Source organism: Streptomyces sp. NPDC018000 (assembly GCF_044328025.1).
In the GTDB taxonomy this organism is placed as follows: Bacteria; Actinomycetota; Actinomycetes; order Streptomycetales; family Streptomycetaceae; genus Streptomyces.
In genome coordinates this window covers 66,577-91,705 of sequence record NZ_JBIRGM010000019.1, presented here as the reverse complement: position 1 = coordinate 91,705, position 25,129 = coordinate 66,577, and the positions used below count along the sequence as shown (strand labels likewise).

Here is a 25,129-nt window from a genome sequence, read left to right as displayed (position 1 = left end):
GCGGACCGTCTCCATCTCCTCAGGTGTCACACCTGACAGAAGATCACAACCTAACCGAAGGTGATGAATCGGGGTACCTAACAAAGCCCTACTAGGGCCTGTCCTGAGTCGTGATCAAGGTGTGGGGCGGAGACTGCGTATCCAGATCACCGCGCCGCGCAGGTGGAGGCCGGCGAGGTAGCTCTCGGGTGTCTTGTCGTAGCGGGTTGCGAGGCCGCGCCAAGCCTCAATACCAGTGACTTAAGAGTCCGACCTTCGTGGGACTTTGGTGGGCGGGTTGATCGGGGTCGTGCGCCAGTGCGGGGCGATGGCCACGGCCTCGATCGGGCTCCGGTTGGGTTGAGGGCAGTGTCGGTGTTCATCGCGTTTGACGCCGAAGCCGGACATCTTGCGTTTGACGACGCGGGGGTTGAAGCGTCTGCGGCGGGCGGGGAGCAGGTGACGGGCTATCTCACGCAGGCCCTCGGTGAGGGATGTGGTCAGGTGGTCAGGGGGAAAAGGCCGCCTGTGCGGTGACCTGTCGGCGCGCAAGGCGGAGGCTGCGGGTGAAAGAGAGCTGGTCGGCGTCGAGTTGGGCCTGATCGGCGGTGTCGTGCATCAGGGTGCGGATGGCGTAGTGCACCAGCAGATGGCCCCAGATCTCCTGCTCGACGCCGTCGGGTGAGCGGGACCGCAGGATCTGGGCGGGGCCACGTTGATGGGTCTTCAGCTCGTCCAGCGCAGTCTCGATCTCCCACCGCTCGTGGTAGAGCGCGGCCAGCTCGGTGGCGGGGGCGGCCTCGGGGTCGAGGATCGTGGTGATCAGCCGGTAAGGGGCGTCCTGGGCGGGGTAGCCGGAACCCGCCAGGGTGTACTCGACCACCCTCACCACCGTGGGATCGGCGCGCTTGCGGTGGTCCTTGGCAGCGACGATCTCCGACAGGTACGAGCCATCAGGCAGTTCCTCGCGGACCGGCAGCACCTGATGCGAGCGGATACGCCACAACAGGTCCGCGCCGCCGGCCGAGGCGGCCCGCCACAACTCCAGACCGGAAAACCCGCGGTCGGCCAAGAGCAGATCACCACCGGCCGCGCCGCCCGCGACGAGGCCCGGCACGTCCTGCGCGAGGCGTGGCGACTCGGCATCGAGCACCAGGTGCAGCTCGACGTCCTGGCCGCCTCCGGCCTACTCGCCTACGACACCCCGCGCGCCGGATGAGAACCCGAACTGCTGCGCGCCCTGGACCGGGCGGCCCACATCGCCCCGCTGTAGACCCGTTGGGTCCAACAGGTCCAACTGGCCCCGCTCGTCCCGCGAGCGGGGCCTTCGCCTGTCTTCCGCGAGACCGGAGGGCAACGCTCTGACCTGCGAGAAGGAACACTCGTGGAACCGCGGGCTGTCCTCTCCTTATGGGCCCGGAAGCCTGCACGCCCGCTGCTCCCGTTACGAGGTGCCCCGTCACGAGGTGATGCGGGGGGCACCGGGTGTCAGCCGGTTGCCCTCACGGGTCCAGACGGTGGTCGCGTCACCGCTCGGGCAGCAGTGCGCGTCGTTGGGGCGATACCACTTCTCGTGCACGATGATCTGCCCTGGTGCGAACTCCGCTCGTGCGAGTGCCGTGTGGAACGAGGCGGACTTCTTTCGTGGGGTGATCGAGCCGAGGACGGCGAGGTTCTTCCCCGCATGCGCGTACACCACGTATCCGACGGCGATGTCTGCGTTCTGCGTGGCTCCGTTGTTGTCGCACCCGACGAAGGCGACGGCCTCGTCGCGGTGGTCGCCGTCGGTGTCGCCGTAGAGGATGTTCTTCGTTCGACGGACGCGCACCGGTCCCCATGTCCGCGAGGTGGCCATGGCATCGCCTGTGGGGTCGAGTCGCACGAGCCCCGGCACACCGCAGAACTCGGCCGGGACAGGGACATCGGCCCAGTTCACGTCGTGCAGGTCCGCCGGCGCAGGTCCGACGACTGAGGAAGGGGCAGGCGGGGATTCAGGGGCGGAGGAAGCCGGCTGCTGGGCCGACGGTGTGATCGGGGGAGCAGGGTTCGAGGCGTTGCACGCGCCGGTCATCAGCAGGATCGTCAGGAACGCGGTGAGCGAGATGGTGCGCTGTAAGCCGTTTGCCACGGTGTCCTCCGTCTCGTGAGTCAGGAGCAGGGTGGGTCGTAGGGCCGGTCCGGGAGGTACTGGGCCCACTGGTCGGGGGTGATTCGTGGGGATTCGGCGCACAATTGCTGCAGGATGCCGGTCCGGTCCACCGTCCACAGCCGCGTGCCTGCGCTGTCGCTGACCGCCAGCAGGCGTCCGTCCGGGCTGAAGCCCACGGTCGCGTGGGGGTACAGGCCGCCGTCACTCAGTGCGGTCACTTCGACGGGACGGGCCGGGTTCCTGACGTCCCAAATGCGGATGCGGCCGTCCCTACCGGCGGTGGCCATGAGTTCTCCGCCGGGATGGAAGGCGAGCCCGGAGATGGCGCCGGTGTGCCGGGTGGAAACCCCCTGGCGCGCCGGACGTCCGGGACGCGATACGTTCCAGGTGCTGATCGTTCCAGTCTCGTCCCCGACGAGCAGGGTGCGGCCCTGCGGGCCGAATGCCAGCGCGAGGGCGCGGGTGCCCTTCGCCGTGGGGAGGTCGCCCGCGGGTCTGGGCGGGGCATGCCGGGCGACCCACCAGAGCCGTACGCCGCCCGTCCCGGTCGGTGCCGCCAGCAGCGTACCGTCCGGGCTGAATGCGAGGTCCTGGTAACCGCCGTCGGCACTGTCGAGTGTCCCGAGCAGGGTGGGCCGCGTCGTGTCACCGATGTCCCACACCTGGGCCCGCTCGCCAGGGCCGCCCCGTGCGGCCGCCAACGGAAGGACGGTGTTGACGGCTAGACTCTTCGCTCCGACCGTGCGGGCCGCTCCCCGGGTCAGCGGCCGTGGGTGAGTCGGGTCGGTCATGTCCCATGCCTTCAGGGGCATACCGGAGAACAGGGTGCGCCCGTCGGTGCCGAAGGCCGCGGCCTGGCCGCCGGGATTGACCGTCTCCACAGTCGACAGGAGACGCGGCGCGCCCGTGCCGTCCACCCGCCATACGGTCGTGGGTTCGCCGCCAGCGGCCAGTATGCGGCTGTCCGGACCGAATGCGGGCGGAAAGGTCCCCTCGGCCGGCAGGGTCGTGAACGTGGAGGTCCGCTCGCTTCCCGACACCGCCCACAACCGGACGGTGCGGGCGCCTTTGCCGTCGTCGAATAGCGTGTCGTAGGCGTCGGCCGAGGCCACGGTGTGACCGTCCGGGCTGAAGGAGAGCCCGCCCACCGTCCTCGTGTGGCCGCTCAACCGGGCGCCGGAACGGGGGCGTAAGGGGTCGGACACGTCCCAGAGGGCGACGGTGCCGTCACTGTCCCCGGTGGCCAGGGTCGTTGCGTCGGGGGAGAACGCCACGGAGTAGATGCCGTCCCGGCTCCGTGCGTACAAGTCTGCTCTGGCGACCGGGCGGGCGGGGTCGGCGATGTCCCACAGCCTCACCGTGCTGTTTTCGCCGGCGATGGCGAGCAGCGGGCCGTTGGGGCTGAACACCACGCGCTGCGCGGATTCGGAGACGCCGACAGGCGGCGAGGCGACCGTGCCGACCGGGCGCGGCCGGGCGGAGCCGGACACAGTCCACAGTCGCAGGTGTCCCAAGTACCCTCCTCGCGCGTCTCGTTCCTCCGTGACGATCAGATTGCCACCCGGGCTTGCCGCTACTGGATAGCCGGGCAAGGAGCCGAGGGACCTCAGCCGAGCGGGATCCGAGACGTCGAGGACGGCGCCGGTTTTCCATGTCGTGGCGACCAGCTGCCCCCCGGAGGTGAAGACGAGGATGCGGACCTCCCCGCGATCGCCCACCCCGGACGTCTCTGCCAAGGCCCTGGGGCGGGTGCCGTCCGTCACGTCCAGCAGCCACACCGTGCCGTTCGCGCCGCCGAGGGCTAACTGCTTGCCGTCCGGGCTGAAGGCGACTGCGGTCGCCCGGCGTTTCACGGGCTTCGTGAAGATCGGCTGTGTTCCGCGCGCGGGGTCGAACAGCCGGAGGCCGTCGTCGGCTACGGCGAGCAGGCCCCGGCTGCTGTATGCGGTCGCGCGCACCAACCCGCGGCCGTGGACAACCCGGGGCATCGCGTAGCTGTCGACGAGCGCGCCGACCGCCTCTGCCGTCGGCGCGAGCCGGTACGCCTGCACTATCAACTGGCGTGCCAGATCCGGCTGGGCGTCCCTGATCGACGAGGCCTCGGCGACCAGTTGCCTCGACTGCGCGACCAGGGTCTGGGCGCGGGCGGCGTTGCGCTGGGTATAGGCGGTGACCCCGCCGGCGATGGCCAAGAGGAACAGTACGGTGAGCGCTGCGAGCGTGGTCCGCACCAGACGACGGGTCTGGCGGTGCCGACGTACATGGTCGCCGATCAACTCGTCCTTGGACTTGCCTGTCAGGGGTGCGACGAATTCCGCAACGCATTCGACCAGCCGGGGGTCGGCCGCACTGGCTTGCTCCGGACTGCGCAGCCAGCGCAGGTCCACCCAACGGGGCTCCGCGTCGAATGCCCGCTCCATCTCCTGCTTCGGCAGGGCGTCGGTACGCGACCAGTCGAACCCCGCCCGTTCGGAGTCCCAGAACAATGTGCCGTCGGTCCAGCCGATGAGCAAGCTGTCCGCAGACCGGTGGGTGAGCCACCAGCGGATCTCCTGCCGCACCCACGGGGACGCAGCTGCCAACGGGCTCGCCATCACCACGAGCCACCGCGACCGGGTCAGCCCCTGCTCGATCTCCTGCCACAGATGGGGACTTGCCGCGAGATTGGTCTCGTCACGGAACAGCTTCAGGCTTCTCGGCCGGTACCAGGGGCGATCGAAACCCTGCAACGCGTTCTGGAAGGCCTTCGCTACGTCCTTGTCCCAGGCGTGGCTGTACGAGATGAACGCGTCGTATGCGCCTGGCTCGCCGCGAGGGGTGCCGCCTGCACCACGCCCGCGAATCCGTCTCATGCCCGTCGCTGGGAGGCTCACCGTGTGGTCCGCCCGTTGCCGCCGGGCGGCGTGGTGCTCCCCTCGGTTCTGGCGTCGGGGCTGCGGGGGACGGGCACGTGCCCGATGAGGGTCTCGGCTTCACGAACACCGGCGAGGCGGGCGAAGCCGATGGCGTAGGCGTGGATGTCGCGCTGCACCCGCTGCAGTTCTGCCCGGCAGGCGCCGTTCTCCGACCATTCGGACTCCGGGCCGTCGGGGTGGGCCTGCTCGAACTCCCGCAGCTGTGGGTGCCAGTGGGACAGGAACGGCCTCAGCTCGCGGTTCAGCATGGTGATCGCGAGGTACTCAACCGTCTGCCCGCCGGGGACCGGAGCGGAGGGGCGCGCTGCCTTCAGAGTCTCCCGCGTCGTGGCGAACAGCCCGTACATCGATGTGAGCGCCTCCCGGACGACTCCCTCGTCACTGGCCAGGGGCTGTGTCGATACACGGGTCACTGTTTCGATGAACATGCGCCAGGCGACCTGGCGGGAGTCGTTGTTAACAGCGAATGTGAGCTCGCTCAGCTGCGGGATGGTGACCTTCACCTCGGTGAGCTGGGCGAGGCGCCGGTACCACTGCACGGCGAGGACGGTCACGGCACCCACGACGCCGCCCGTAACGACGAACAGAATGCGACTGGTCACCTGAGTGAGGCTGAAGACCGCCAGTCCCGTGAGTGCGCCAGCGGCAGCAGCCGCGACGAGTCGGGCGACTGAGCCACCCACGCTCCGCCACCGGCGGCCCTGCCGTGTGCCGGGACGCCTTAAATGTCCGCTCATCCGCATGTCCGCCCCCGTCGTGCGTCCGGGCACGGGACCGCCGGTCACGCGCCGCCTGCCGAGTTTCTCACCCGGGTGATGTGTGAAGAACATAGCGTCACCCCGGCGATCGACATAGACGCACTCTGTCGGCTGTCACGCACCTCGGCGCACGAGGCCTTCGCCGCGCGGCGCACTGGGCACGGGCGGCGAAACCGCTGTGCGCGGTCCGGCTGCCCGGGTTCTTCGCGCCGGCGGACTGCACCCGCGAGGCCGCAGCCGGCGGTGAGGGTATCGGCCCCGCTGCGGACGAAGAACTTGACGAGATGCCCTGCTGGCCGCGACGGCGCGAAAACGTGACCACTCCAGGCGTTCTACCGGCGGTAGAATCGGGGATATGAGCAAGCCAACGAGCATCAAGACCAGTGAGGCCATCCGTGACCGGCTGCGACTGCTGGCGGAGGAACGCGGCACGACGATCACCGACCTGATCGAGGAGCTCGCGTCGAAGGAGCTCACTTCGGCCGAGCGCGAGGAACGTGCCGCCGAGGCCGCCCGTGAGCTCGGGGTCGACTACACCGAGCAGGTCCAGCAGGCCGGCCAGGACGCTTGGGCAAAGATCCGCGCCCACCAGGACCGCGCCGCGTGAACCTGACAGCGGTCCTCGACCACTCCGCGCTGACCGCGCTGTACCAGGCAGACCCGTTCTTCACCGGGCTGTACATCGAGGCCTCCCGCGGCACCGGCCGCGTTCTCGTTCCCTCCGTCGCAGCGCTCGCCGCCGAACGCCAGACCCCTGGAACCGGCCGGCACGCCACCGGGCTCCGGTTCGCCGAGAGTGTCGCATTCACCGCAGCGCACGCAGCCGATGCGATGGCCTGGCCCGACGTGGAATGGCCGGTCGCGCACACGGCGGCGATCGCCTGGGAAGCCGTCCGGCACGGCGAGCCCGTTACCGTCCTGTCGCTGGTTCCCAACCTGTACACGGGCACAGGCATCATCCCGCTCGACCCCACGGCGTAGGAGCGCACCGCACCGATCAGGTAACGACGTCTTCGGCCTCCGGGCGGCTCGCTTGGCGAGGACGGCCAAGAACGGCCGCTTGATGGCTCAGAGATCTCGCCCCTCAAAAGCAGACCGGGGCCGACAACCAGATCGGCACCACCCGCGCGCTTCGCAACAGAGACCGCAACGGCCCACCCGGCCGACCATGCTGAGCATGGCGACAGCACTGTATGGGCCCGAAATCGAGCGCTGATCGCGCAAGGCTCAGCTCTGCCTCGCCTCCTGCACCCCCGGCGGGCCCTGCCTGTTAGCGCACAGCTGGCTGCGGGAGCCGGGATTCCCGTCCGAAGGATCTGAGCCGTGAGCCACGGACCTTTCCCGGGAGGGGGGTTCGCGCCCTGCCGCCCGCTCGGAACGGCGGCGACGCCGCCGGACATGTCGAAGCACCGTCAGTGGCCCGGCCTGAAGGGGCAGTCGTACGTTGCCGTACCGGAGCTCCCGTCGTACGTCGGCCTCGGGCGTCACCATCGTGCGCCGCGACGGTACACAGGAGACCCGGCAGGCCATGACCTGCCGGGCTCCATCACCTTCCGGTGTATTTGCTGCGCGGACGTGGGGCCATCTACGAGCGGTCGGCGAGCCCGAAGTGAGTGATGCGCGTGGTCCGCAGACCGCCTTCCTCCAGGGCTTGTGCTTCCCGCGCATCGCGGACGAACACCTGGTGGTAGGCCAGCTGGGGGGAGAGTGGAAGCAGCTCCGGGCAGGGCCGCACGATCCCGTACAGGCGGTTGAAGGCGTGGACCGGGGAACCCCGAAGACGTGCCCGCCGTGGTGGTCGCCTACGCCGCCGAGCAGCTCGGGCTGGAGCCCTCGGCCTTCGCCGGGTACGGCAGCAGCGAGGCCCGCTGGGACCGCCAGGAGCAGATCCGCGACGGCTACGGGTACACCGAGTTTGAGTTCGACCAGTGGTTCGCGCCCGCCCGCTGGCTCTACCAACGGCCTGGATCGGCAACGAACGCCCCACCCTGCTGTTCGACCTCGCGACCAAGCGCCTGGTGGACAAGAAGGTGGTGCTGCCCGGGGTGACCGTGCTGGAACGCCTACGAAGGCGAGGGGGTGACGGCGGCCCTTTGCCCGGCGCGGATCAGGCACCGCCGCGAGACAGTCCAGCAGGCCCGGGTGTTCCTCGGGCGCGGGAGGCCGGGCAGCAGCAAGCTGGCCCAGACCGGCAGGCATGGGCGATGATGAACGGCCAGGCACGGTCTTCCGTTGCGGTGATCAGGGACTCGACACCTCATGATCACCCGGAGGCCGTGCCTGTCTCCGTTCCGACCCGATCCGGGGACATCGCGCCCGCTCAGCTACATGAGTCGCCATCAAGTCGGGCAGACCGACTGAACGACGCCGCCCTGGCCCAGTGATGCCCGGATCAGCTCTCAGAGAGTGCTGCGGACGCAGCTCCTCGGCGGCCTCATCAACGAGTACAGATATGCCGCGTGACGTGCAGCGATGCCTTTTCGAGCGGCACAGGCTACCTCACCGCGATGCCTGCGGTCACCGCAGGTGATCCCGAACGTTGGGTGCCATCCTTGATCATTTATCGGAGAATACGACAGGATGATGTGTGCGCAAACAGCGCTTCGGATTCCGGCAACGCGAAGGACCCACGGATGATCTCGACGGTCCACGTCGTCTTCAAAACCCACCTCGATATCGGCTTCACCGACACCGCCGCGAACGTCACCGACCGCTATGTGCACGAGTACCTTCCGCGCGCGATCGACCTCGCCCGCGAGCTCGACCGGCGCGGCGGCTCCGCCCGGTTCGTCTGGACAGCAGGGTCATGGCTCATCCACGAGGCGCTGCGACTCAGCACCCCTGCCGAGCGCTCCGCGCTCGAGGACGCCATCCGTGCCGGACATGTCAGCTGGCACGGCCTCCCCCTGACCACCCACACCGAGTTGATGGACCCGGGACTTGTCGAGCACGGCATCGCGATCGGTCGCCGCTTGGACTCGGCATTCGGCCGACGCACGATCGCCGCGAAGATGACCGACGTCCCCGGCCACACCGTCGGGCTCGTCCCCTTCCTCGCCAACGCCGGGCTCGGGTACCTCCATCTCGGGGTCAACGGCGCTTCCGCCGTCCCTGAGGTGCCCGAGTTCTTCGTCTGGCGGGCGCCGGACGGCAGCGAGGTTGTCGTCAACTACGCGCGGAGCTACGGCGCCACCGAACTCGGCGTCGCGATCGTGCCGGGCGGCACGGACGCCCTGTACCTCGCGCACACCGGCGACAACTTCGGACCGCCGTCCGCCGACGACGTCGAGGAACTCTTCGCCCGGCTCTCGGAGGCCTACCCCGGCGCGACCATCGTCGCCTCCACGCTCGACGCCTTCGCGGCAGCGGTCCTGCCGATGCGCGCTCACCTCCCGGTGGTCGAGCAGGAGATCGGCGACTCCTGGATCCACGGCGTCGCGAGCGACCCGATCCTCACCGCCCGGCTCCGCGCGCTGCTCCGCCTCCGCACGGCGTGGGTCGATGCCGGCGTGCTCGTGCCCGGCACTGCGGAGTGCGACGGGTTCAGCGACGCGCTGCTCCTCATCACCGAGCACACTTGGGGCGAGGACCTCAAGACCTTCCTCCCCGACTATGTGCACTACGAGAAGGCGGCCTTCCAGCAGGCCCGGGCCGCGGACGTCGTCGATCCCGCACTCAACCCGCCCTCGACCGGCGCCTTCGCCTGGGCCTACACCGAGCATCCGCACCCGCAAGGCCTCCGATACTCGGGCTTCGAGCGGTCCTGGGCTGAGCAGCGGGCGTACATCGACCGTGCGTTCGACGCCCTGACCCCAGAGCGGCGGGCAGCGGCCCAGCGCGCGCTGGACGCCCTCACACCGACCGCGGAGCCCCGGCCCGGGGAGACGCCGATCGACCCGACCGCGGAGCACAAGGTCGGTGCCTACCGCGTGCGTTTCGGCGACGACGGCGCGCTTGTCTCCCTCGTCGATCCGAACGGCACGGAGTGGGCCGGACCGGAGCATCCCCTCGCCGCCTATCGATACCAGACCTTCGACGAGCATGACGAGGAACGCTGGGTGCGAGAGTACTGCCGCGACATCGACGAGCACGCCTCCTGGGCGATCCCCGACCTGACCAAGCCCGGCCTGTCCATCGCGGCCGCCCTTCCCGCGACTGTCTTCGCGCCGCGCTGCGTGTCCGCGGTCCGGAGCAGCGACGACGACGCGACCATCGTGACCCTCCGACTCGCCCTTCCGGACGCAGTGACCGAGGCATGGGGCGGCGCCCGCGACATCGCACTGACCTACCGCTTCCCGCACGGGCCCGGATCCATCGAGATCACGCTCGATCTCCGCGACAAAGACGCCTCCCGGCTGCCCGAGGCGAGCTGGCTCGGGTTCCGACCGCGCACAGCTCCGGGGTCCTGGACGGTCGGCAAACTCGGCAGCCGGATCGACCCGCGCGCCGTCGTGCGCAACGGGAACCGCAGCCTGCACGCCGTGACCGACGTCACCCGCACGGCCAAGGACTTCTTTTCCCTCCACCCCCTTGACACCCCACTCGTCGCGATCGGCCGCCCACGCCTCCTGCGATTCGACAACGCCGCCGCCGACCCCGACGACGGCGTCCACGTCCTCCTGCACGACAACGTCTGGGGGACGAACTTCCGCATGTGGCTCGACGACGACCTCCGGGCACGATTCGTCTTGGGCCTCCGATGAGCGCCGTCGCATCGCACGGGGCCCCCGGCGCACGACCCTGTCGTGACGAGCCCAGTGCGATTCCAAAGGTCCCGCACGGGCGCTGAGCTGTGTGTTTGCCAGACCTTGACTGAATCTTCGTCAGGCACTGCGGTACCCGATGGCAGGTTCAGGCACTGGAGGATGCGAACGGCGATGTCCCTGTTGGGTCGGGGACGGGACGCCGTGTGTCCTTGCGGACTTCGGTTTTCCCGTCTCCGCCCGCCGAACCCGCCGTGCGAGTTGGCCCCGCAACGGGCTCTCCACGTGTCTTGCCCGGTGTCAGCCGTCGTCGGCTGCCGATTCGATGGTCCACGGAGTCGGAATGCGGGCTCCGCGGTAGCGGTAGCGTTCGATCATGACGCTGGATGCGCCGAGGAACACGGTGCCGCCGTCGGCGAACCTCCAGCCCTGGTCCGATGGTGGCGGCGCTGGAGGCAGCGGCCTGGACGGTGGAGCCCTCCACGGTCGCCGAAGACGAACTGCGCGTACGCCTGCGCGGACAGCTAAGGTGCCCGGCCACGCACCCCGGCCACGCCGACCGGTGGTACTGCGATCTGGATCGCGGCCGCCACCGCTACGAGCACCGGGACAACGAGACGCTGGAGTCGTGGGACGACGACGCCCCGCTGCCCGCGGCGTGGTGGCTACCGGGCCAGCCGCTCCCGGGCTGTCCTGGCCGCCACCGGCAGCGATGACGCGCTGCGCCTGCACCGGGACCTGCTGCACCGCTTACAACGCTCCGCACCCGCCGACGACATCGACCTCCTCGCCCAGGTCACTGCGGAGTGCGTCTAGCTGCGCCGCCAGTGGTAAGAGCCTGAACGGCTTCAATGACTCCGGCCACGGGTTCCGGAGCGTGCGGCTATCCCCAGTCGCGCAAGTCCCGTTTCAGCTCGTTGAACCGTGCGGCTCGGTGAGGGGCCTGGCTCGCGCTGGGTGCGCTGCCGAGCGCGAGGACGGGATCGGTGACCTGGTAGGTCACCCGGTAGGCCAGGACCTCCAGGGCGGTCTCCATCCATTCCTCCGCGCGGCGTGGGGGAGCCATGGGACCGAGTGCCGTCGTGAACCACACGGGCAGCAGGTCGGTGCCGGTGAGTGCATCGGACAGCCGACTGCGCAGGCGTACCCGCAGCTGGGTGCGGGCACGTTGGCCGGTCTCGATGACAGCGGCTGACTTCGCACGCCGGGCATTGTCCGCAGACTGCTCGGCCTGGGCACCCTGAGCGCTCTGCGCCAGTCGCCCGATCCGTTCCTGACCTTTCTGGGCCTCGGCGGCGGCCTCGGTGAACGCCTGCTCGGCCTTCTCGCGGCGCGGGTCGCCGGCCGCCGTGGAGGCCAGTACGGCTGCGGCATCGCGGACGGTGGAGCGGTGCCCCGCCAAGGCCTGCCGCGCCTGCTGGTAGTGGGTGATCCGTAGCTGGAGGACATTGCGCTGATGCGCGGAGAGGAGGGCCTCCTCGGCAGCGAGCCCCTCTTCGACGGCGAGACCGAAGCCTCGCAGCTTTCCTCCGCGGTCGGAGTCCAGGTCGACGACGACGGCGCCCTCGGCCTGCCGCAGGTGCCGTTCCAGCGCGCTCACCCGCGTGGTCAGCCGCTCCAGCCCCGCATCCGCTGCGGAGATGGCATCCTCCAGCTCGTCCGAGCGCGCTTCGGCAGTCTCCTTGGCTTCCTGCAGGTTTGCCTCAAGAGTGTCGAAGCGCCGCGTGGCGCTGCGCTCACGATCCTCCAGATGCTCCACCGTCCCCTCGACGTCGGACAGTTTCGACTGGAGGCTGGACAGGGCATGGTCGATGCTGCGTTCGAAGGTGTCCTGGCTGCGCTTGAGCGCGTCGATGCGGCGGCCTTGCTCCTCGCCCAGGCCCAGGGAGTCATATCCGCTCATGCCTTCGCCTTCCCCGTGTCGGCCCCGCTCGCTTCGCCGGCCAGGCCGTAGCCGGAGGCCCAGCACAGCAACGGCAGCAGCCACACCCACCACGGCAGCACCCCGAAGGCGAGCAGCAGAACCGCCGCGCCGGCGACGCCCAGCACGGCGGCGGCGTGCCGCAACTGCCGGTGCTTGCCCGGCAGGGGCTTCTGGCCAGCCGTGTAGAACACGGATGTCCCGATCAGCAGCACCAGCGCGAGGAACATCCACCACCCACTGACCCAGCCGACCCCCGCGGCCACACCCAGCAGCACCGCACACGCCGCATGGGCCCACAACGCCACCGTGAACCACTTGGTGCTCACCTTGAGGTGGGGCTGCTCCAGCCTGGCTGGAATCTGCGCCTCGTACGTGAGCGCGCGGTGCCGGCCTGCACCAGACGCGTGAAGGCGGCCGCGTACTGAGGATCGTCCTCGTCGATGCTGTCGAGGCCCTGGAGAGCCACGGTGATCTCGGCCTGCAACCCCGTGACTTCCTGGGCTATCCCGTCGTGAAGCTCGGCCACCCGTCCCCCTTCTTGCGGCCACGGGACAACTCCCGTGCGCCTTCCGGCCTTGAAACCGGTCGAGAGTACAGGCCGTCGGCCGCCCCGTGTCGTGACTTCGCCGGGAGTGCCCGGATCGAGGCGCTCGACGGCCGACCCGAACCCCGGCCGGTTCTGTCCGGCTCAGCTTTTCGGGCGCTTCCACGGCCAGTGGGAGGGGCATCGGGCTCACGATGACGATGGACGAACCCGCCGTTCCCCGGCCGGCTGGACCGTTCGGCGTGATCGCACGGTATGCGACGGGCGAGTAAACAGCACGATCGGCTGCGAAGCGAAGGGGGCGGCTGTCACGCTGTGTTGAGAAGAAGGGCAGGGGCACGTGCGGCGTGATAAACGGCAGATCCAGACAGCGGTTCTCGGCAGCGCGGATTCCGAAGAGCCGCTCGTCTTGCCGCTGGAGGCCATCGAACTGGACGCCTTCCGCAACCTCCACGAGAACGACTCCTTCTGGTGCGGGCTCCTCCTCGGAGGCTGCGGTGGCCAGCTGACGACGAAGCTCTATACCGACCGGGTGTGTCACTTCGCCCATCACCCCGGCCCTGACGGCCAGGCCCACGTCTGTGGTCGCCGGGCCCGCAGTGTGGACAGCGCCGACCACCTCTAAGTGAAGTCCGCGGCCGCGGCCTGGCTCCGTAACCGCGGCACGCAGGCCGACTTCGACTTCGCACAGCCGGACGGGACCCCGCTGGGCTCGGTCGTCGATATTCAGCTCGCGCACAAGAGGCTGCGTGTGCACCTGGACCAAGGCGTGGCACCGGAGTGGGACAGCCAAGACGAACCGGTGCTCGGCATGTCGGTCCCGGTGGACCAGGACACTCTGATCAAACGCTGGTACGTGCACCGCATTCGCCTGGACAGCGAAGGCACCAGCCGACGGGTTCGCATCGGGACCGAGGCCTTCGCGCGGCCGACCGAATGGTTCTCCCTGGAGGAGTGCGAGGTTACCGAGCGGGGACTGTCCACCCCGGCTGTCGAACGGATCGTCCAGGCCCACAGCACGCCCGAACCAGCGCGATGGACTCCGGGGAAGAAGCAGAAGACTTCGCCACAGGACGAGCGGGCGCAGGAGTTGATGCGCCGGCTGCTCTATGCCCGCCGGACCGAGTCGCCCGACCTGACGGTAACGGTCTGCCGCGAGATCACCGAGCTTTCCGGGGTCAGCCCTCAGCTGCAGAAGCGGTTGGATGCCGCGCATCACAGTGCCTCGCTCCGGGTGGAGAAAGAAGTCGAATCTTGCCGGACGCAGGTCTCCTTACTTGATCAGGCTGTGGCCGCTCAGAAGGTCAGCCAGGTTAAGAGCTTGATCGCGCAGGCTAAAAAGGCCACCAAGGTTGACCAGACCGGGGAGGAAGAAGAGGCGATCCGTGCAGCTGTTGACTACCTAGCAGCCGCGATTCCAGCCGCGATCGACCGGTTGAATACTATTCTCGAAGAAGTGAGCCATATTCCAGCCAACGGCGACCCAGAGCTGCTGACCAGGAAGGTCCAGCAGATGTCCCGAGAGGCTGATGAACTTGGCAGGGTCGGAAAGGGCGTGCCGCACCAGCGCGCACAGGCGGTGCTGGCCATTGGTCAGATTCTGGTGTCCGGTGTCCCACCAGATGTGGCCCCCTCCGATGAGGGAGCGAAACCAGGCGCGGTCCCTGTCGCTCAGGTGCGTGGCGCGGTAGAGCTGGTCGTGTTCGTCGCTGTCGGGTTCGGTGCGGGCGAAGGCGAGCACGGCCTCGGCGATCGCTCTCCAGTCGTCGGCCTGGTGGTAGGGGCAGGCGGCGAAATCCTGATCGCCGAGCCGGGTGAACAGCTCGGCATGGGCGGTCTTGCTGTGCCCCTTGGGGTAGGTGGCGGCCAGGGCCTTCGCCCGCTCACCGTAGGGGCATTTGAACAGGCCATGCGCCAGGGAAGTTGTGAGGCCGCGACGGCGCGGATGCCGGTGACGCCGTCCAGGTGCAGAGCCCGCTGGGCGGGACTGCTGAACCTGCTGGGGTACAGAGCGGCCTCCGAGCCAGGCGCCTCCGGCCGTAGACCGGCATCGGCGCGGAGCTGCTCGGTGAGGTCGGGTTCGGTAACACCGGCCAGCTCGTAGAAGGGACCTTCGTGCCAGGCTTCGTCCTCGTCGGAGCGGCGACGCTCCGGGTTGGGCTGGATCAGGACGGTCACCGGAACCTCGGGCGGCACGAGGATGCCGGACAGGCTGTGGACCGAGGCGAGGGTAAGGCGGCCGCGCGCCCAGGCAGGATCGTTCAGCACTCCGTCGAGGGCTTCACCGGGGAGGTGGCCGATCCATTCGACACGGTGGAATCCTTCGTCGATGCGCATGTCCCACTTCGGGTGGCGCACGGCATGGATCTGCAGGTAGTCACCAACCATGACCATGTGGGCCGGCTTGTCGAACACGGCTGCCCGCTGCCGCGGCGGCTGCGGCTCGGACGCGGCGGCCGGCGCCACGAGGTCGGGGCCCTGGACGTTGCTGCGAAAGGGGTGCGGTCCGGTCGCCAAGCGGCTTCCGGTGAACAGGGGCTCTGGTGTCTCTGGCCACCAGGGATGGGCGGAATCCCAGCGGGCCCGGCTGCTGTCCACCTCGCCGAGGGTCCACTGATCACCCTCGCGCAACATGACCGGACCCGGCATGCCGTGACAGAACACCACCGCGATCTGCCGGGCTGCCCGGGTACGCACATGGGCGGAGCCTGGCGCCAGGAAACCGATGTCGGTGATGACCTCCACCCGCTCGATCCGGGCGAACCCCTCGCCGTCCGGCACGCCGTCGACGGCCATCCGTTCCGAAGCGATCTGGAGGTAATCCCCAGGGCGAAGCGCGGTACTCACGTGCGGAACGGTCATTCCCTACCCCCGGTGCGCCGCCTCGCAGTGCGGCGGTCTGTGATCTCCTCGTGTATACCGCACCGGACCGACAGGTCCTGCCCGGTCTCGCGAGAGGACTAACGCCGGACGGCCTGCACCCGATGGGATCTAACGACCACGCGGTGCAGTCCAGTTCGAGAGTTTGTAAACGGCTGTGGTGGGAGCCAGAGGGAGGTCGCGGCGGATCCGGGTACGGGGGACGAAGCGGCGCTCACGAGTGAACGTCGTACCCTCCACGGCACCGTCCTTGTAGACCGGCCCGACGAGCCGCCCGCCGCTGTCGCGGATCCCGATCCGCACCCCCGGTTTCCAATGCGCCCGCCGCCACGTGCCGAACACGAGCGGTCCCCGCGAGTCTGCCGGAGCGGCGCTTTCCTCGGGTGGCTCTTCTGGCAGTGGAGTGAAGTCCGGAACACGGACTCCGTGGAAACCGCCCGCCCGGCCGGCCTCGCTCGCGGCGACCCTGCCCAGGGCGCTGCGAGAGACGGGCCGCGGGCCGGATGCCGGGAGAACGGGCGGGGGCGTCCACCGGCCGAACGCCAACTGCGCGGCATACCCATGCAGCACACGGCCGCCGGCGTGGTCGTCGCCGTACGCGGCTGGCTGCAGCACCTGGCACCGTTTGCCCGCGGCGTCGAGGGTGGAGATGAGCAGGATCCCGGCCGTCGTGTCGAGCCGGCCATCGGGCTGGGCGGCGAGCAGGCCTCCGAGGATGACCGGCTCCGGTCCCATGCAGACGCCGGCCTCAACGAGCGCGGCGAGTTCGTCGTCGGCTTCCGCCGCGCGCAGAGGGACGGCGTCATGCGTGATGAGCGACCAGGGGGCCGGCAGTCGCAGTGCGGCCCTGGTCTGCTCGTCGAGGGGGGCGGTGGTGACCACGTCCAGCGCGAGCGGGGCGGGGATCATGTGCGCGGCGGCGAGATAGGCCGCCGTCCCGGACAGGGCGCGCACCCACCGCCCCAACCGGTCGCGCTCGAGCTGATAGGTGCTGGTGCGGAAGTCACGCTCCTTCAGCAGACCGGACCGCAGCGCGCCGACGTCTGCGGGCACGAGGCTCGACAGGTCCGCGGGCAGGCGACGGTGGATCCGTGCGAAGCGCCTCTCGAGCTCCCGCTGCTCCCGCTGGGTTGCCAGTGAGGCCGCGGCGACATCCACGACGATGTCGTCCGGTCCGGCCAGCGAGAGGACGGCCTTCGACTCGTGAGGAGCCCGTTCCCAGTCGACGTCGTGTTCGGCGGCGAGTTGCTGAGCGACTCCGCACTCCGAGACCACGCGCTTCCACAGCACCGCCATCAGCCGGTCCCAGGAGCCCGTTCTGCCCGGCTCTACACCGGGTCCGAAAAGGAACTCCTTCCACGCGCCCGATTCCAGAGGGACGAAGGCGGTCCCACCGGCGTGTGTACCAGGGACTCGCGGCTGGGCGAAGGCCGTGTCGAGGAGGCTTCGGACGCTCATACCGGTCCAACGACCGGACCGGCCCGGAAGTACCTCTGATGTGGGTGGACGACACCACCGACGGGTCGTCAAATGCAAGCGAAAAGACGTTCCTCGTGGCGGAACACGGACGGCCGTCGCCCGCACCAGCCGGGCTCGGGCTCAGGGCCGGGAGAGGAAAGGGCGCTGCCACCGGCGCCACTCTCTCCCGGGGCTTCGGTCTGATCCGGGAGCCGCCGATTCTCCGTTTTCGCCCCGAGGAGAGCCCGGCGGTGAACGATGGTGATCGTGATGCACGGGGATGTAGGAGCCAGGCCGCCGCTCGACAGCACGGACGCCTTCGAGGCGTTGGAGGCTGCTGTCCGGTTGTGGGGAGCCGATGTGCCGGAGGACCCGGGAGCGTGTGAGCTGGCAGAGCTACTGGACGAGATCGTGGAACGTCTGCGCGGGGATCGGAGCAGCGTGCCGTCACAGTCGGCCGCCATGTTTCTGGTCCAGGCCGCCGAGGCACTGCGGGCAGTGGCCCGGCTCGGCAGCCTCCTGCCGGCGATCTCGTTGTGGCACCTGAGGACCGCGCTGCGGCAAGAAGGCCTTGCCCGCGGAGAGCGATCCCCAGCCGGTCGCGTCCCCGCTGTAGCCCCCGTCGCGGTGTGGCGCCCCGGTGGAGCCGAATCCGATGGATATGGTGGCGCCCGGCGGCATCGGTCTGCTGCTCCTGCGCGAACCTCGGCCCACTGGTTCAAGAACTCCTAACCTAGGCTCAATACCGGTAACTTAGGTGCAATCCGGTCGTTGTTGTTGGCGTGGCAAGAGCGGGTCAGTTGAAGTCATCTGGGGAGCGGCTGTCGGACCGGGTCGCGGTCGGTGTGCTGGCGCAGGTGTTTCCTCGGTCGCTTGTGGACGAGGTGTTGGCGGAGACGGGCCGGGTGCAGCAGCGGAACCGGTTGTTGCCGGCCCGGCTGGTGGTCTACTTCGTGTTGGCGATGTGCCTGTTCTCGGGGCGGGGCTATGAGGGGGTGGCCCGGCTGCTGACCGCGGGTTTGCAGGGTGCGCGGCGTTGGCGTGCGTCGTGGGTGGTGCCGAGTTCGGCGGCGGTCTGGAAAGCCAGGTCCCGGTTGGGTGTGGCACCGCTGCGGCAGCTGTTCGTGCGGGTGTGCCGTCCGGTCGCCACGGCGGGCACTCAGGGTGCCTTCTACCGCGGCTGGCGGCTGACCGCGATCGAGGGCACCACGTTCGACCTGCCCGACACGAAGGCGAACGTGGAGGCGTTCGGCCGTCCGCCGCGCCCCGGGCGGGGTGAACAGAGCGTCGGTTACCCGCAGTTGCGCATGGTCGGCCTGGTCGAATGCGGCACCCACGCCATCTTCGAGGCTGCGGTCGGAGCTCTGCGCGCCGGAGAGCAGACTCTGGCCCGGGCGGTCCTGGTGTCCCTGCGGCCGGGGATGCTGCTGCTGGCCGACCGTGGTTTCTACGGCGTGGACCTGTGGCGCAACGCCGCGGCCACTGGGGCGGACCTGCTGTGGCGGGTCCGCAAAGACCTCGTGCTGCCGGTGGTCGAGCAGTTGTCGGACGGCTCCTACCTCACCGAGATCTTCGACCGCAGCGACATCCACCACACCCGTCGCGGGGTACCGGTCCGCGCGGTGGAGTACTCCATCGCCGGGCACGAGGGTGTCTACCGGCTCATCACCACAATCCTCGACCCGGACAAGGCCCCAGCCACGGAACTGGCCGCCCTCTACGCCCAGCGATGGGAGTTCGAGTCCACCCTCGACGAAATCAAGACCCATCTCGGCGGGCCGCATCTGGTACTGCGTTCGCAACACCCTGACGGAGCCGAGCAGGAACTCTACGGCTTCCTGCTCGTCCACCACGCCATCCGACACCTGATGCACCAAGCCGCACAACAAGCCGGCCAGGACCCCGACCGGGTCTCCTTCACCCGCTCACTGCGCGTCGTGCGCCGCCAGGTCACCGACCAGGCGGCATTTTCCCCCCGGCAGACTCGCTCGCGCGGTCAAAGCCACCCACGCTGAACTCATCGAACGCCTCCTGCCACCACGACGCCGCCGGACCAACCCCCGCGTCATCAAACGAAAAGTCGCCGGCCGGCCCCTCAAACGCGCCGCCCACCGGACTGCAGACCGCCCAACCACCTCGGCCATCACTCTCGTTGGTGCCACCAAACCAAAACGAGTCAAACGCACACCAAAGCACTGAGTTACCGGCCTTGAGGCTAAACGGCACCCTCAAGGCCGAGCTGATCGAGATGCAGGGCCCTTGGAAGGACGTCGACCAGGTCGAGCGGGCGATCTTCCAGTGGGTCACGTGGTACAACAAGGAGCGTCTGCACTCCGCGCTCGACTACGTCCCGCCGACCGAGTACGAGGAAGCCTTCTGGCGGAGCCAGGAGCAAATCCCGCAGTCCGCCTGAACCAATCAAGATCGGACTCTACGAAACTCAGGGCAGCTCAAGCCCAGGGTGCGGCCCCTCGGCCGCGGGAAGCGTCTGGCCGAACCGGTGCTGATGCCGCCGAGGCCCGGGGCAGCCATGATGCCTTCTTATATTAAGCAGTAGCCAAGGAATATTAAGCTATTGGTGAGGATATATAAGGAGTGCTCCCACTGATGGAGGTGACACTGTGGCCCGTGCCGGGCTGACACCCGATCGGGTGGTACGGACCGCCGCCGACCTGGCGGACGAGATCGGGTTCGAGAACATCACCGTGTCCGCGCTGGCCCGGGGCTTCGGCGTGACCGACGCGAGCCTGTATTCGCACGTCGACAGTGTGCAGACCCTTCGCGTCCGAATTGCGCAGATCGCTAGCAGGGAACTGGCGAACCGTCTGTCCAGTGCCTTGGCCGGCCGGGTCGGCAAGGATGCCCTGACGGCTTTCGCGTACGCCTACCGGGAGTTCGCGCTGCGCTACCCGGGGAGGTACATGTCACTTCAGATGTTGCCACGGGAAACGGTCGGCGAGTCGGTGGAGCACCGCCGCGTCACCGAGTACACCTACGCCATGCTCCAGGCTTACGAGCTTTCTGAGCCCGATCTCACCGACGCGGTACGACTGCTGCGCAGCGCCTTCCACGGCTACGCCAGTCTTGAAGCCATGGGCGCCTTCAGCGATCCGCGTGACGTGCGGGCCTCCTGGCAGCAAGCGGTGGAGGCGCTCCACGCGTCCCTCTCGTCGGCCGCCGAACGCTCTGCAGCAGACGTGAAGGACGTGGGGGACACAGAGAAGAGGCCTGCGTCGCCTTCCGGCCAGCAGTAGGAGCGGGGACACCGGCCCGCACGCCTTTGGACGTGCAGTCGGGGTCGCGCCCGACCGTTCGCCTCCGGCGGTCTGTCTGGTGTGTCATCTGCGCTCTGCCTGGATGCCAGCTGTCTGCGAGCGGGAATTGACGCCTTTATGGGCTTCGGGGGACAGTTACGATAACGCGTTCGCGGGGAACCTGGGGATGCTCATCAAGACCGAACGCATGCGCGGCCACGTCTTCGCCGTGAAGTCCGAGGCGAACCTCACCCTGTTCGAGTACATCGACGGCTTCCACAGTAACCGGCGCATCCAGGAACGGCTTGGCTGGCTCAACCCGGTCGAGTGCGAGGAGAAACGTCATCCCGAACAGGCAGCATCCGAACTGATTCAGGTGTCTTCGTGTGCGGCGGGCGTACGGAAACACTTGCGAGCCCGCGGGTAGGCGCGCCTATATATACTAGGGACCTGCTTGGTGCAGGAAGGAGTGGGGCGATACATGGGCGCACACGCGGGCCTGACAGTCGACCGGATCACCCGGGCCGCGGCTGCGCTGGCTGATGAAGTCGGTATCGACAAAGTTACTATCTCGGCGCTGGCGCGTACCTTCGGTGTGAAAGATGCCAGCTTCTACTCACATGTTAAGAATATCCAGGAAATACGAACGCGGGTAGCGATTCTGGCGTCCGGAGAGATGAACGAAAGTCTGGCCACCGCGATCGCGGGCCGGTCCGGGGGGGATGCACTCACCGCTTTCGCCAACGCGTACCGGCAATACGCCCTGCAGCATCCCGGCCGCTATGCCGCGACACAGTTGCGGCTCGATCCGGCCGCGATCTCCGGGACCGAGGCATTCACCCGCAGTATAGAGCTGACATACGCAGTGATGCGCTACTACAACCTGGGCGATCCCGACCTGACCGATGCGGCGCGGCTTCTGCGCAGCACTTTTCACGGGTACATCAGCATTGAGGCCGCCGGAGGTTTCAGTCATCCACGGGAGGTGGATGCGTCCTGGAAGAAGGCCATCGAGAGCCTGCACATGGTACTCGAACAGTGGCCGCGGACGGTACCGGCTCCATCTGTGGCGTAGCGCGGTGGCCTGCCGGCGTCGGTATCCGGTTCGGACCCTTGTGGGGTACCTGGGGATCGGGACAGGGGTGTGCCGCCGTGTCTGCGAGGTATTCCGCGGGAGATGCAACCGCTGTCGGTGCCGCGGATCTTCGCTGCGTGGTTATGCGGGTGCACTCCGTAACGTTCCGAGGGCCGGTCTCATCAGGCGGGCGACATTGTCATTTCTCCGTGCTCATCCGCCGTGGGCTGAGAGTGCAGCGCTGCTTTGATGATTTCAGTCGTTTTCGCCCGTGGGCCGACCGAGTGGTGCACGTTCCTCGATCCCGCAATCCCCAGCTCGTAGGCAAGAATCACGGCGTCTACACGGTTGCGGAGAGCTAGCTTGCGGCAGACGCGATGGAAATGGGTTTTCACCGTCGCATCTGACAAGATCAGCGTGCCGGAGATCTGCTGATTGGTGAGTCCCTGCGCCACCAGGAGAAAAACCTGCATCTCGCGCGGTGTGAGCAGTGAGATGTCACCGCGCGGCCGCGGTGCGGTCGGCCCGTAGGGACAGTGCAGGGCTCTGAGTATCTGACTGATGATATCCGCGCTCATCGCGAATCCGCCGCTGGTGACCTCCCGGACGCAAGAGAGAATTTCTTCTGGTTCCCCCCACTTGAAGAGAAAGCCGCGGACGCCGGCGCGGACGGCGCTGAGCACCCAGCCATCGGTCAGGTCCCGCTCCGAGGTGAGCAGCGTGACGGCGATGTTGCCGGGGTGGTCAGTGACGAGGCAGTGGACCGTGTCGATGATGTCGGGGCCCGGCAGAGCGGTGTCCATCAGCACTGCGTCGGGCCGGTGCCTGCGGGCCAGCTCCAGCAGGGCGTCGCCGTCGCTGGCCTCACCCTGGATCCGGAACGCCGGATCGCCGTCGAAGACCGCGCGGACGCCCTGGCGTATCAGAGGCTGCTCGTCGCCGAGCAACAGCGTCGTCGTGCGGTCCGCGCCGGACATCCGGTCCGGCGCTGGCCGGACGGAGATCCGCCTGCTCACCTGTGGCATGACACTCCTGCTCGTCGTCGCCAAGACCGCTGCGGACAGGTTGTTCACACCAGCCGACAGAGCCCTCTTCCGGTGGCTCCAGGATCGCGACTTCCGCTGGAGCAGCGATCGTGGCTGGCTGAAGCCGGCTGGTTTGCGGGCGGGGGCGCAGTGCGGCGGAAACCGGCGAACGGCCAGGCAGCGGTAGGTGATGGCGGGGCGGAACGCCATCTGCCTGCAACCTGAGTTGCAGGCAGGGATGCCGCCCGTGGTTGGCATACAGCCGACCGCCACGCTGATACGTTCGCCGCGGGTTTTTGGTGATCTCATCGTAAGGAGGACGTAATGACCTCGGACGTATCCCCGCCCCTCGCTGCGAAACGACTGCCCTCGCTGGCGGGTCTCCGCTTCGTATGCGCCATCGTGGTCTTCAGCGCGCACGCCTACGTCACTCTTTCCTTCAACGGTGACTGGACGGGGACGAAGGCAACTGTCCTGCTGATCATCGGCCGTTCGGCACTGAGTTTCTTCTTCGTGCTGAGCGGTTTTGTCATGGCTTGGTCATTTCGGCCGGGTGACACGGCCACTGCGTTCTGGCGGCGGCGCGCCGCGAAGATCTATCCCACACACGTGGTCACATGGTGCGCCGGTCTCATCCTGATCACCAGCACCGGCGGAGTGGTCAAATCGGCGGACGCGGTGACCAACCTTTTCCTCCTGCACACCTGGTTGCCGAACTTCGAGACCAACAACAGTGTCAACGTGGTCTCGTGGTCACTGTCCTGCGAAGCCTTCTTCTACCTGAGCTTCCCGCTCCTGCACCGCTTCCTGCGCCGCATTCCCGCCGGGCGACTGTGGGCCTGGACCGCCGGGACGACCCTCGCGGTGATCCTGCTGCCGTTGGTGACCACTGCCGCCTTCCCGTCACAGCCGAAGTTCCTTCCCTTCGACGTGACCTACGACCAGTACTGGTTCGTGTACCTGTTCCCTGCCGCCCGTGTGCTGGAGTTCGTGCTCGGCATCGTACTGGCCAGGTCCGTACTCGAAGGCCGCCGTCTGAACGTGCGGTTCTGGCACGTCATAGCGGTGCTGGCGGTGGCCTATCCGGTGGCCGCACAGGTGCCGTATCTGTACTCGATCACGGCGGTGCTGATCATCCCCGTCGCCATGCTGGTGCTCGCCGGCGCCGGCTCGGACATCAGGGGTTCCAGTTCGCTGGTGCGAAACCCCGCCATGGTGAAGCTGGGCGACATGACCTTCGCCTTCTACATGGTGCATCTGCTCGTACTCCAATACGCCTACCAGATGATCGACGACGGCCACCCTGCCTCGCCCGGTGAACGCGTCGGCTCGGCCGCCCTTCTGTTCGCCGTCTCCCTCGCCCTCGCGTGGGCGGTGCACACCTTCATCGAGCAGCCGCTGTCCCGTCGCTGGGGCACCCGCCGCCTGTCGCAGCCCCGGAGGAAGTCGCCTTCGGTACCCCGGACTGACCAGGACCCCGTGGCCCCATGAGCCGTCGGACGGCGGGCCCGTCTCGTCCGTACGGGCCACGCGGCACACGCCACCGTCCCCTCGCCCTCGACATGTCAGGAGCCGGCCGACCGTGAGCAAGGTCCCCACCGTCACACTCAACGACGGCACAGAAATGCCCCAACTGGGCTTCGGAGTCTGGCAGGTGCCGGACGGCGAGGCACCGGCCGTCGTCATGGCGGCGCTGGAATCGGGGTACCGGAAGATCGACACCGCTTCCGCCTACTACAACGAGATGGGGACGGGCAAAGGCATCGCCGCATCGGGGATCCCCCGTGACCAGATTTTCGTCACCACCAAGGTGTGGAACGCAGACCACGGGTATGACTCCACGCTTCGCGCCTTCGACGAGTCACTGGAGAAACTGGGACTCGACTACGTGGACCTGTACCTCATCCACTGGCCGGTGCCGGTCAAGGACCAGTACGTCGAAACGTATAAGGCGTTGGAGCGGATCCATGCCGGCGGGCAGGCCCGGTCCATCGGTGTCTCCAACTTCCTCCGGGAACACCTGGACAGGCTGGCGGAGGCGGCCAACGTGGTCCCGGCTGTCAACCAGATCGAGCTGCACCCGCGGCACCAGCGGGCCGAAGAGCGGGCCCTGCACGCGGAGCGCGGCATCATCACCGAGGCGTGGTCACCTCTGGGTAGCGGCCGGGGGCTTCTAGACAGTCCCGCGATCGCGCAGATTGCTCGCAAACACGGCAGGAGTTGCGCGCAGGCCGTGCTGCGCTGGCATCTCCAGCTTGGTCATGTGGTAATCCCCAAGTCCGCCGACCCGGAACGGATCGCGGAGAACATCGACATCTTCGATTTCGCGCTCGACGAGGACGACATGGCCGCGTTCGCCGCGCTGGAGGAGGCCAAGCCCTGGGGCAAGCCGAAGTAATGCCCGGGCGTGCGGGGCAGGCCGGACAGGGGCAGTGCCGGATATATTCCGGCACTGCCCCTGTCCG

The 25,129-nt window shown here is 68.2% G+C and carries 23 protein-coding genes and 2 pseudogenes; 15 read left to right on the top strand and 10 right to left on the bottom strand.

Annotation, left to right across the window (positions count from 1 at the left end; all coding sequences use genetic code 11):
- Positions 1-114 precede the first annotated feature (114 nt).
- Both ACH4EW_RS27175 and ACH4EW_RS27170 read right to left on the bottom strand, forming a co-directional pair.
- Positions 115-228, bottom strand: a pseudogene (locus ACH4EW_RS27175) (IS5/IS1182 family transposase); the annotation flags it as partial.
- A 259-nt stretch (positions 229-487) separates the two neighbouring features.
- The gene (locus ACH4EW_RS27170; RefSeq protein WP_398261248.1) at positions 488-1,021 is read right to left on the bottom strand and encodes a transposase; all 534 of its coding nucleotides are present in this window, start codon (positions 1,019-1,021) and stop codon (positions 488-490) included.
- Between ACH4EW_RS27170 and ACH4EW_RS27165 the strand changes: the two genes are divergently transcribed.
- Positions 965-1,198 carry a hypothetical protein gene (locus ACH4EW_RS27165; RefSeq protein ID WP_398261250.1) on the top strand — a complete coding sequence of 78 codons (234 nt, stop codon included), beginning with the start codon at positions 965-967 and terminating at the stop codon, positions 1,196-1,198. The two genes, ACH4EW_RS27170 and ACH4EW_RS27165, sit on opposite strands and share 57 nt — an antisense overlap.
- Positions 1,199-1,438: 240 nt before the next feature.
- Here ACH4EW_RS27165 and ACH4EW_RS27160 read toward each other — a convergent pair whose 3' ends face one another.
- From ACH4EW_RS27160 to ACH4EW_RS27150, 3 genes are read right to left on the bottom strand one after another with little or no spacing between them, the layout of a single operon-like run.
- Positions 1,439-2,107, bottom strand: a complete 669-nt coding sequence (locus ACH4EW_RS27160) for a hypothetical protein (protein WP_398261246.1) — start codon at positions 2,105-2,107, stop codon at positions 1,439-1,441.
- A 20-nt stretch (positions 2,108-2,127) separates the two neighbouring features.
- Positions 2,128-4,980: a TIR domain-containing protein gene (locus ACH4EW_RS27155; protein ID WP_398261244.1), complete on the bottom strand. Its 2,853-nt coding sequence runs from the start codon at positions 4,978-4,980 to the stop codon at positions 2,128-2,130.
- A gap of 17 nt (positions 4,981-4,997) precedes the next feature.
- Entirely contained in the window at positions 4,998-5,645 is a 648-nt protein-coding gene (locus ACH4EW_RS27150) for a hypothetical protein (RefSeq protein WP_398261242.1), read from the bottom strand.
- 511 nt (positions 5,646-6,156) lie between these two features.
- On the opposite strand from ACH4EW_RS27150, the gene ACH4EW_RS27145 reads away from it, so the two are divergent.
- From ACH4EW_RS27145 to ACH4EW_RS27125, 5 genes and pseudogenes are all read left to right on the top strand, one after another.
- A complete protein-coding gene (locus ACH4EW_RS27145) occupies positions 6,157-6,408 on the top strand; it encodes a hypothetical protein (RefSeq protein WP_398261240.1) in 252 nt (83 codons plus the stop codon).
- Complete coding sequence (locus tag ACH4EW_RS27140) at positions 6,405-6,782, top strand: hypothetical protein (RefSeq protein WP_398261238.1); 378 nt, start codon at positions 6,405-6,407, stop codon at positions 6,780-6,782. Before ACH4EW_RS27145 ends, ACH4EW_RS27140 begins: the two co-directional genes overlap by 4 nt.
- An 801-nt stretch (positions 6,783-7,583) precedes the next feature.
- A pseudogene (locus tag ACH4EW_RS27135) lies at positions 7,584-8,185 on the top strand (DUF4158 domain-containing protein).
- Positions 8,186-8,434: 249 nt separating this feature from the next.
- On the top strand, positions 8,435-10,504 hold the full coding sequence (locus tag ACH4EW_RS27130; protein WP_398261236.1) for a DUF5054 domain-containing protein: 2,070 nt from the start codon (positions 8,435-8,437) through the stop codon (positions 10,502-10,504).
- Between the two features lie 437 nt (positions 10,505-10,941).
- Complete coding sequence (locus ACH4EW_RS27125) at positions 10,942-11,220, top strand: hypothetical protein (RefSeq protein ID WP_398261234.1); 279 nt, start codon at positions 10,942-10,944, stop codon at positions 11,218-11,220.
- Between the two features lie 167 nt (positions 11,221-11,387).
- Here ACH4EW_RS27125 and ACH4EW_RS27120 read toward each other — a convergent pair whose 3' ends face one another.
- Genes ACH4EW_RS27120 through ACH4EW_RS27110 form a run of 3 tightly spaced genes read right to left on the bottom strand, consistent with a single transcriptional unit; the run spans position 11,388 to position 12,954 of the window.
- Positions 11,388-12,407, bottom strand: a complete 1,020-nt coding sequence (locus tag ACH4EW_RS27120; protein WP_398261232.1) for a CopG family transcriptional regulator — start codon at positions 12,405-12,407, stop codon at positions 11,388-11,390.
- Entirely contained in the window at positions 12,404-12,754 is a 351-nt protein-coding gene (locus tag ACH4EW_RS27115; RefSeq protein ID WP_398261230.1) for a hypothetical protein, read from the bottom strand. The genes ACH4EW_RS27120 and ACH4EW_RS27115 overlap by 4 nt, the downstream gene beginning before the upstream one ends.
- The gene (locus ACH4EW_RS27110; protein WP_398261228.1) at positions 12,751-12,954 is read right to left on the bottom strand and encodes a hypothetical protein; all 204 of its coding nucleotides are present in this window, start codon (positions 12,952-12,954) and stop codon (positions 12,751-12,753) included. The genes ACH4EW_RS27115 and ACH4EW_RS27110 overlap by 4 nt, the downstream gene beginning before the upstream one ends.
- Before the next feature lie 358 nt (positions 12,955-13,312).
- On the opposite strand from ACH4EW_RS27110, the gene ACH4EW_RS27105 reads away from it, so the two are divergent.
- Positions 13,313-13,597, top strand: coding sequence for a hypothetical protein (locus tag ACH4EW_RS27105; RefSeq protein WP_398261226.1), 285 nt, complete (start codon positions 13,313-13,315; stop codon positions 13,595-13,597).
- The gene (locus ACH4EW_RS27100; RefSeq protein WP_398261224.1) at positions 13,598-15,076 is read left to right on the top strand and encodes a hypothetical protein; all 1,479 of its coding nucleotides are present in this window, start codon (positions 13,598-13,600) and stop codon (positions 15,074-15,076) included. It abuts the gene before it with no gap.
- A gap of 887 nt (positions 15,077-15,963) precedes the next feature.
- Here the strand turns inward: ACH4EW_RS27100 and ACH4EW_RS27095 are convergent.
- Positions 15,964-17,310, bottom strand: coding sequence for a hypothetical protein (locus ACH4EW_RS27095; protein WP_398261222.1), 1,347 nt, complete (start codon positions 17,308-17,310; stop codon positions 15,964-15,966).
- 782 nt (positions 17,311-18,092) lie between these two features.
- Between ACH4EW_RS27095 and ACH4EW_RS27090 the strand changes: the two genes are divergently transcribed.
- From ACH4EW_RS27090 to ACH4EW_RS27070, 5 genes are all read left to right on the top strand, one after another.
- A complete protein-coding gene (locus ACH4EW_RS27090) occupies positions 18,093-19,325 on the top strand; it encodes an IS4 family transposase (protein WP_398261220.1) in 1,233 nt (410 codons plus the stop codon).
- 194 nt (positions 19,326-19,519) lie between these two features.
- Positions 19,520-19,723, top strand: a complete 204-nt coding sequence (locus ACH4EW_RS27085; protein WP_398261218.1) for an integrase core domain-containing protein — start codon at positions 19,520-19,522, stop codon at positions 19,721-19,723.
- Between the two features lie 208 nt (positions 19,724-19,931).
- Positions 19,932-20,564 (top strand): TetR/AcrR family transcriptional regulator, encoded by a 633-nt coding sequence (locus ACH4EW_RS27080; RefSeq protein WP_398261216.1) that lies wholly within the window; start codon positions 19,932-19,934, stop codon positions 20,562-20,564.
- A gap of 187 nt (positions 20,565-20,751) precedes the next feature.
- A complete protein-coding gene (locus tag ACH4EW_RS27075; protein WP_398261214.1) occupies positions 20,752-20,991 on the top strand; it encodes an IS3 family transposase in 240 nt (79 codons plus the stop codon).
- Positions 20,992-21,045: 54 nt separating this feature from the next.
- The gene (locus tag ACH4EW_RS27070) at positions 21,046-21,639 is read left to right on the top strand and encodes a TetR/AcrR family transcriptional regulator (RefSeq protein ID WP_398261212.1); all 594 of its coding nucleotides are present in this window, start codon (positions 21,046-21,048) and stop codon (positions 21,637-21,639) included.
- Positions 21,640-21,821: 182 nt separating this feature from the next.
- Here ACH4EW_RS27070 and ACH4EW_RS27065 read toward each other — a convergent pair whose 3' ends face one another.
- On the bottom strand, positions 21,822-22,664 hold the full coding sequence (locus ACH4EW_RS27065; protein ID WP_398261210.1) for a LuxR C-terminal-related transcriptional regulator: 843 nt from the start codon (positions 22,662-22,664) through the stop codon (positions 21,822-21,824).
- A gap of 324 nt (positions 22,665-22,988) precedes the next feature.
- Between ACH4EW_RS27065 and ACH4EW_RS27060 the strand changes: the two genes are divergently transcribed.
- Together ACH4EW_RS27060 and ACH4EW_RS27055 are read left to right on the top strand one after the other, a co-directional pair.
- Complete coding sequence (locus tag ACH4EW_RS27060) at positions 22,989-24,155, top strand: acyltransferase family protein (RefSeq protein ID WP_398261208.1); 1,167 nt, start codon at positions 22,989-22,991, stop codon at positions 24,153-24,155.
- Between the two features lie 91 nt (positions 24,156-24,246).
- The gene (locus ACH4EW_RS27055) at positions 24,247-25,062 is read left to right on the top strand and encodes an aldo/keto reductase (RefSeq protein WP_398261206.1); all 816 of its coding nucleotides are present in this window, start codon (positions 24,247-24,249) and stop codon (positions 25,060-25,062) included.
- Positions 25,063-25,129 lie beyond the last annotated feature (67 nt).

Coding starts and splice junctions, on each gene's coding strand:
- ACH4EW_RS27070 (WP_398261212.1), top strand. CDS start 21,046: ATGGGCGCACACGCGGGCCTGACAGTCGACCGGATCACCCGGGCCGCG.
- ACH4EW_RS27120 (WP_398261232.1), bottom strand. CDS start 12,407: ATGAGCGGATATGACTCCCTGGGCCTGGGCGAGGAGCAAGGCCGCCGC.
- ACH4EW_RS27065 (WP_398261210.1), bottom strand. CDS start 22,664: ATGCCACAGGTGAGCAGGCGGATCTCCGTCCGGCCAGCGCCGGACCGG.
- ACH4EW_RS27165 (WP_398261250.1), top strand. CDS start 965: ATGCGAGCGGATACGCCACAACAGGTCCGCGCCGCCGGCCGAGGCGGC.
- ACH4EW_RS27130 (WP_398261236.1), top strand. CDS start 8,435: ATGATCTCGACGGTCCACGTCGTCTTCAAAACCCACCTCGATATCGGC.
- ACH4EW_RS27095 (WP_398261222.1), bottom strand. CDS start 17,310: ATGAGCGTCCGAAGCCTCCTCGACACGGCCTTCGCCCAGCCGCGAGTC.
- ACH4EW_RS27155 (WP_398261244.1), bottom strand. CDS start 4,980: ATGAGACGGATTCGCGGGCGTGGTGCAGGCGGCACCCCTCGCGGCGAG.
- ACH4EW_RS27075 (WP_398261214.1), top strand. CDS start 20,752: ATGCTCATCAAGACCGAACGCATGCGCGGCCACGTCTTCGCCGTGAAG.
- ACH4EW_RS27060 (WP_398261208.1), top strand. CDS start 22,989: ATGACCTCGGACGTATCCCCGCCCCTCGCTGCGAAACGACTGCCCTCG.
- ACH4EW_RS27125 (WP_398261234.1), top strand. CDS start 10,942: ATGGTGGCGGCGCTGGAGGCAGCGGCCTGGACGGTGGAGCCCTCCACG.
- ACH4EW_RS27145 (WP_398261240.1), top strand. CDS start 6,157: ATGAGCAAGCCAACGAGCATCAAGACCAGTGAGGCCATCCGTGACCGG.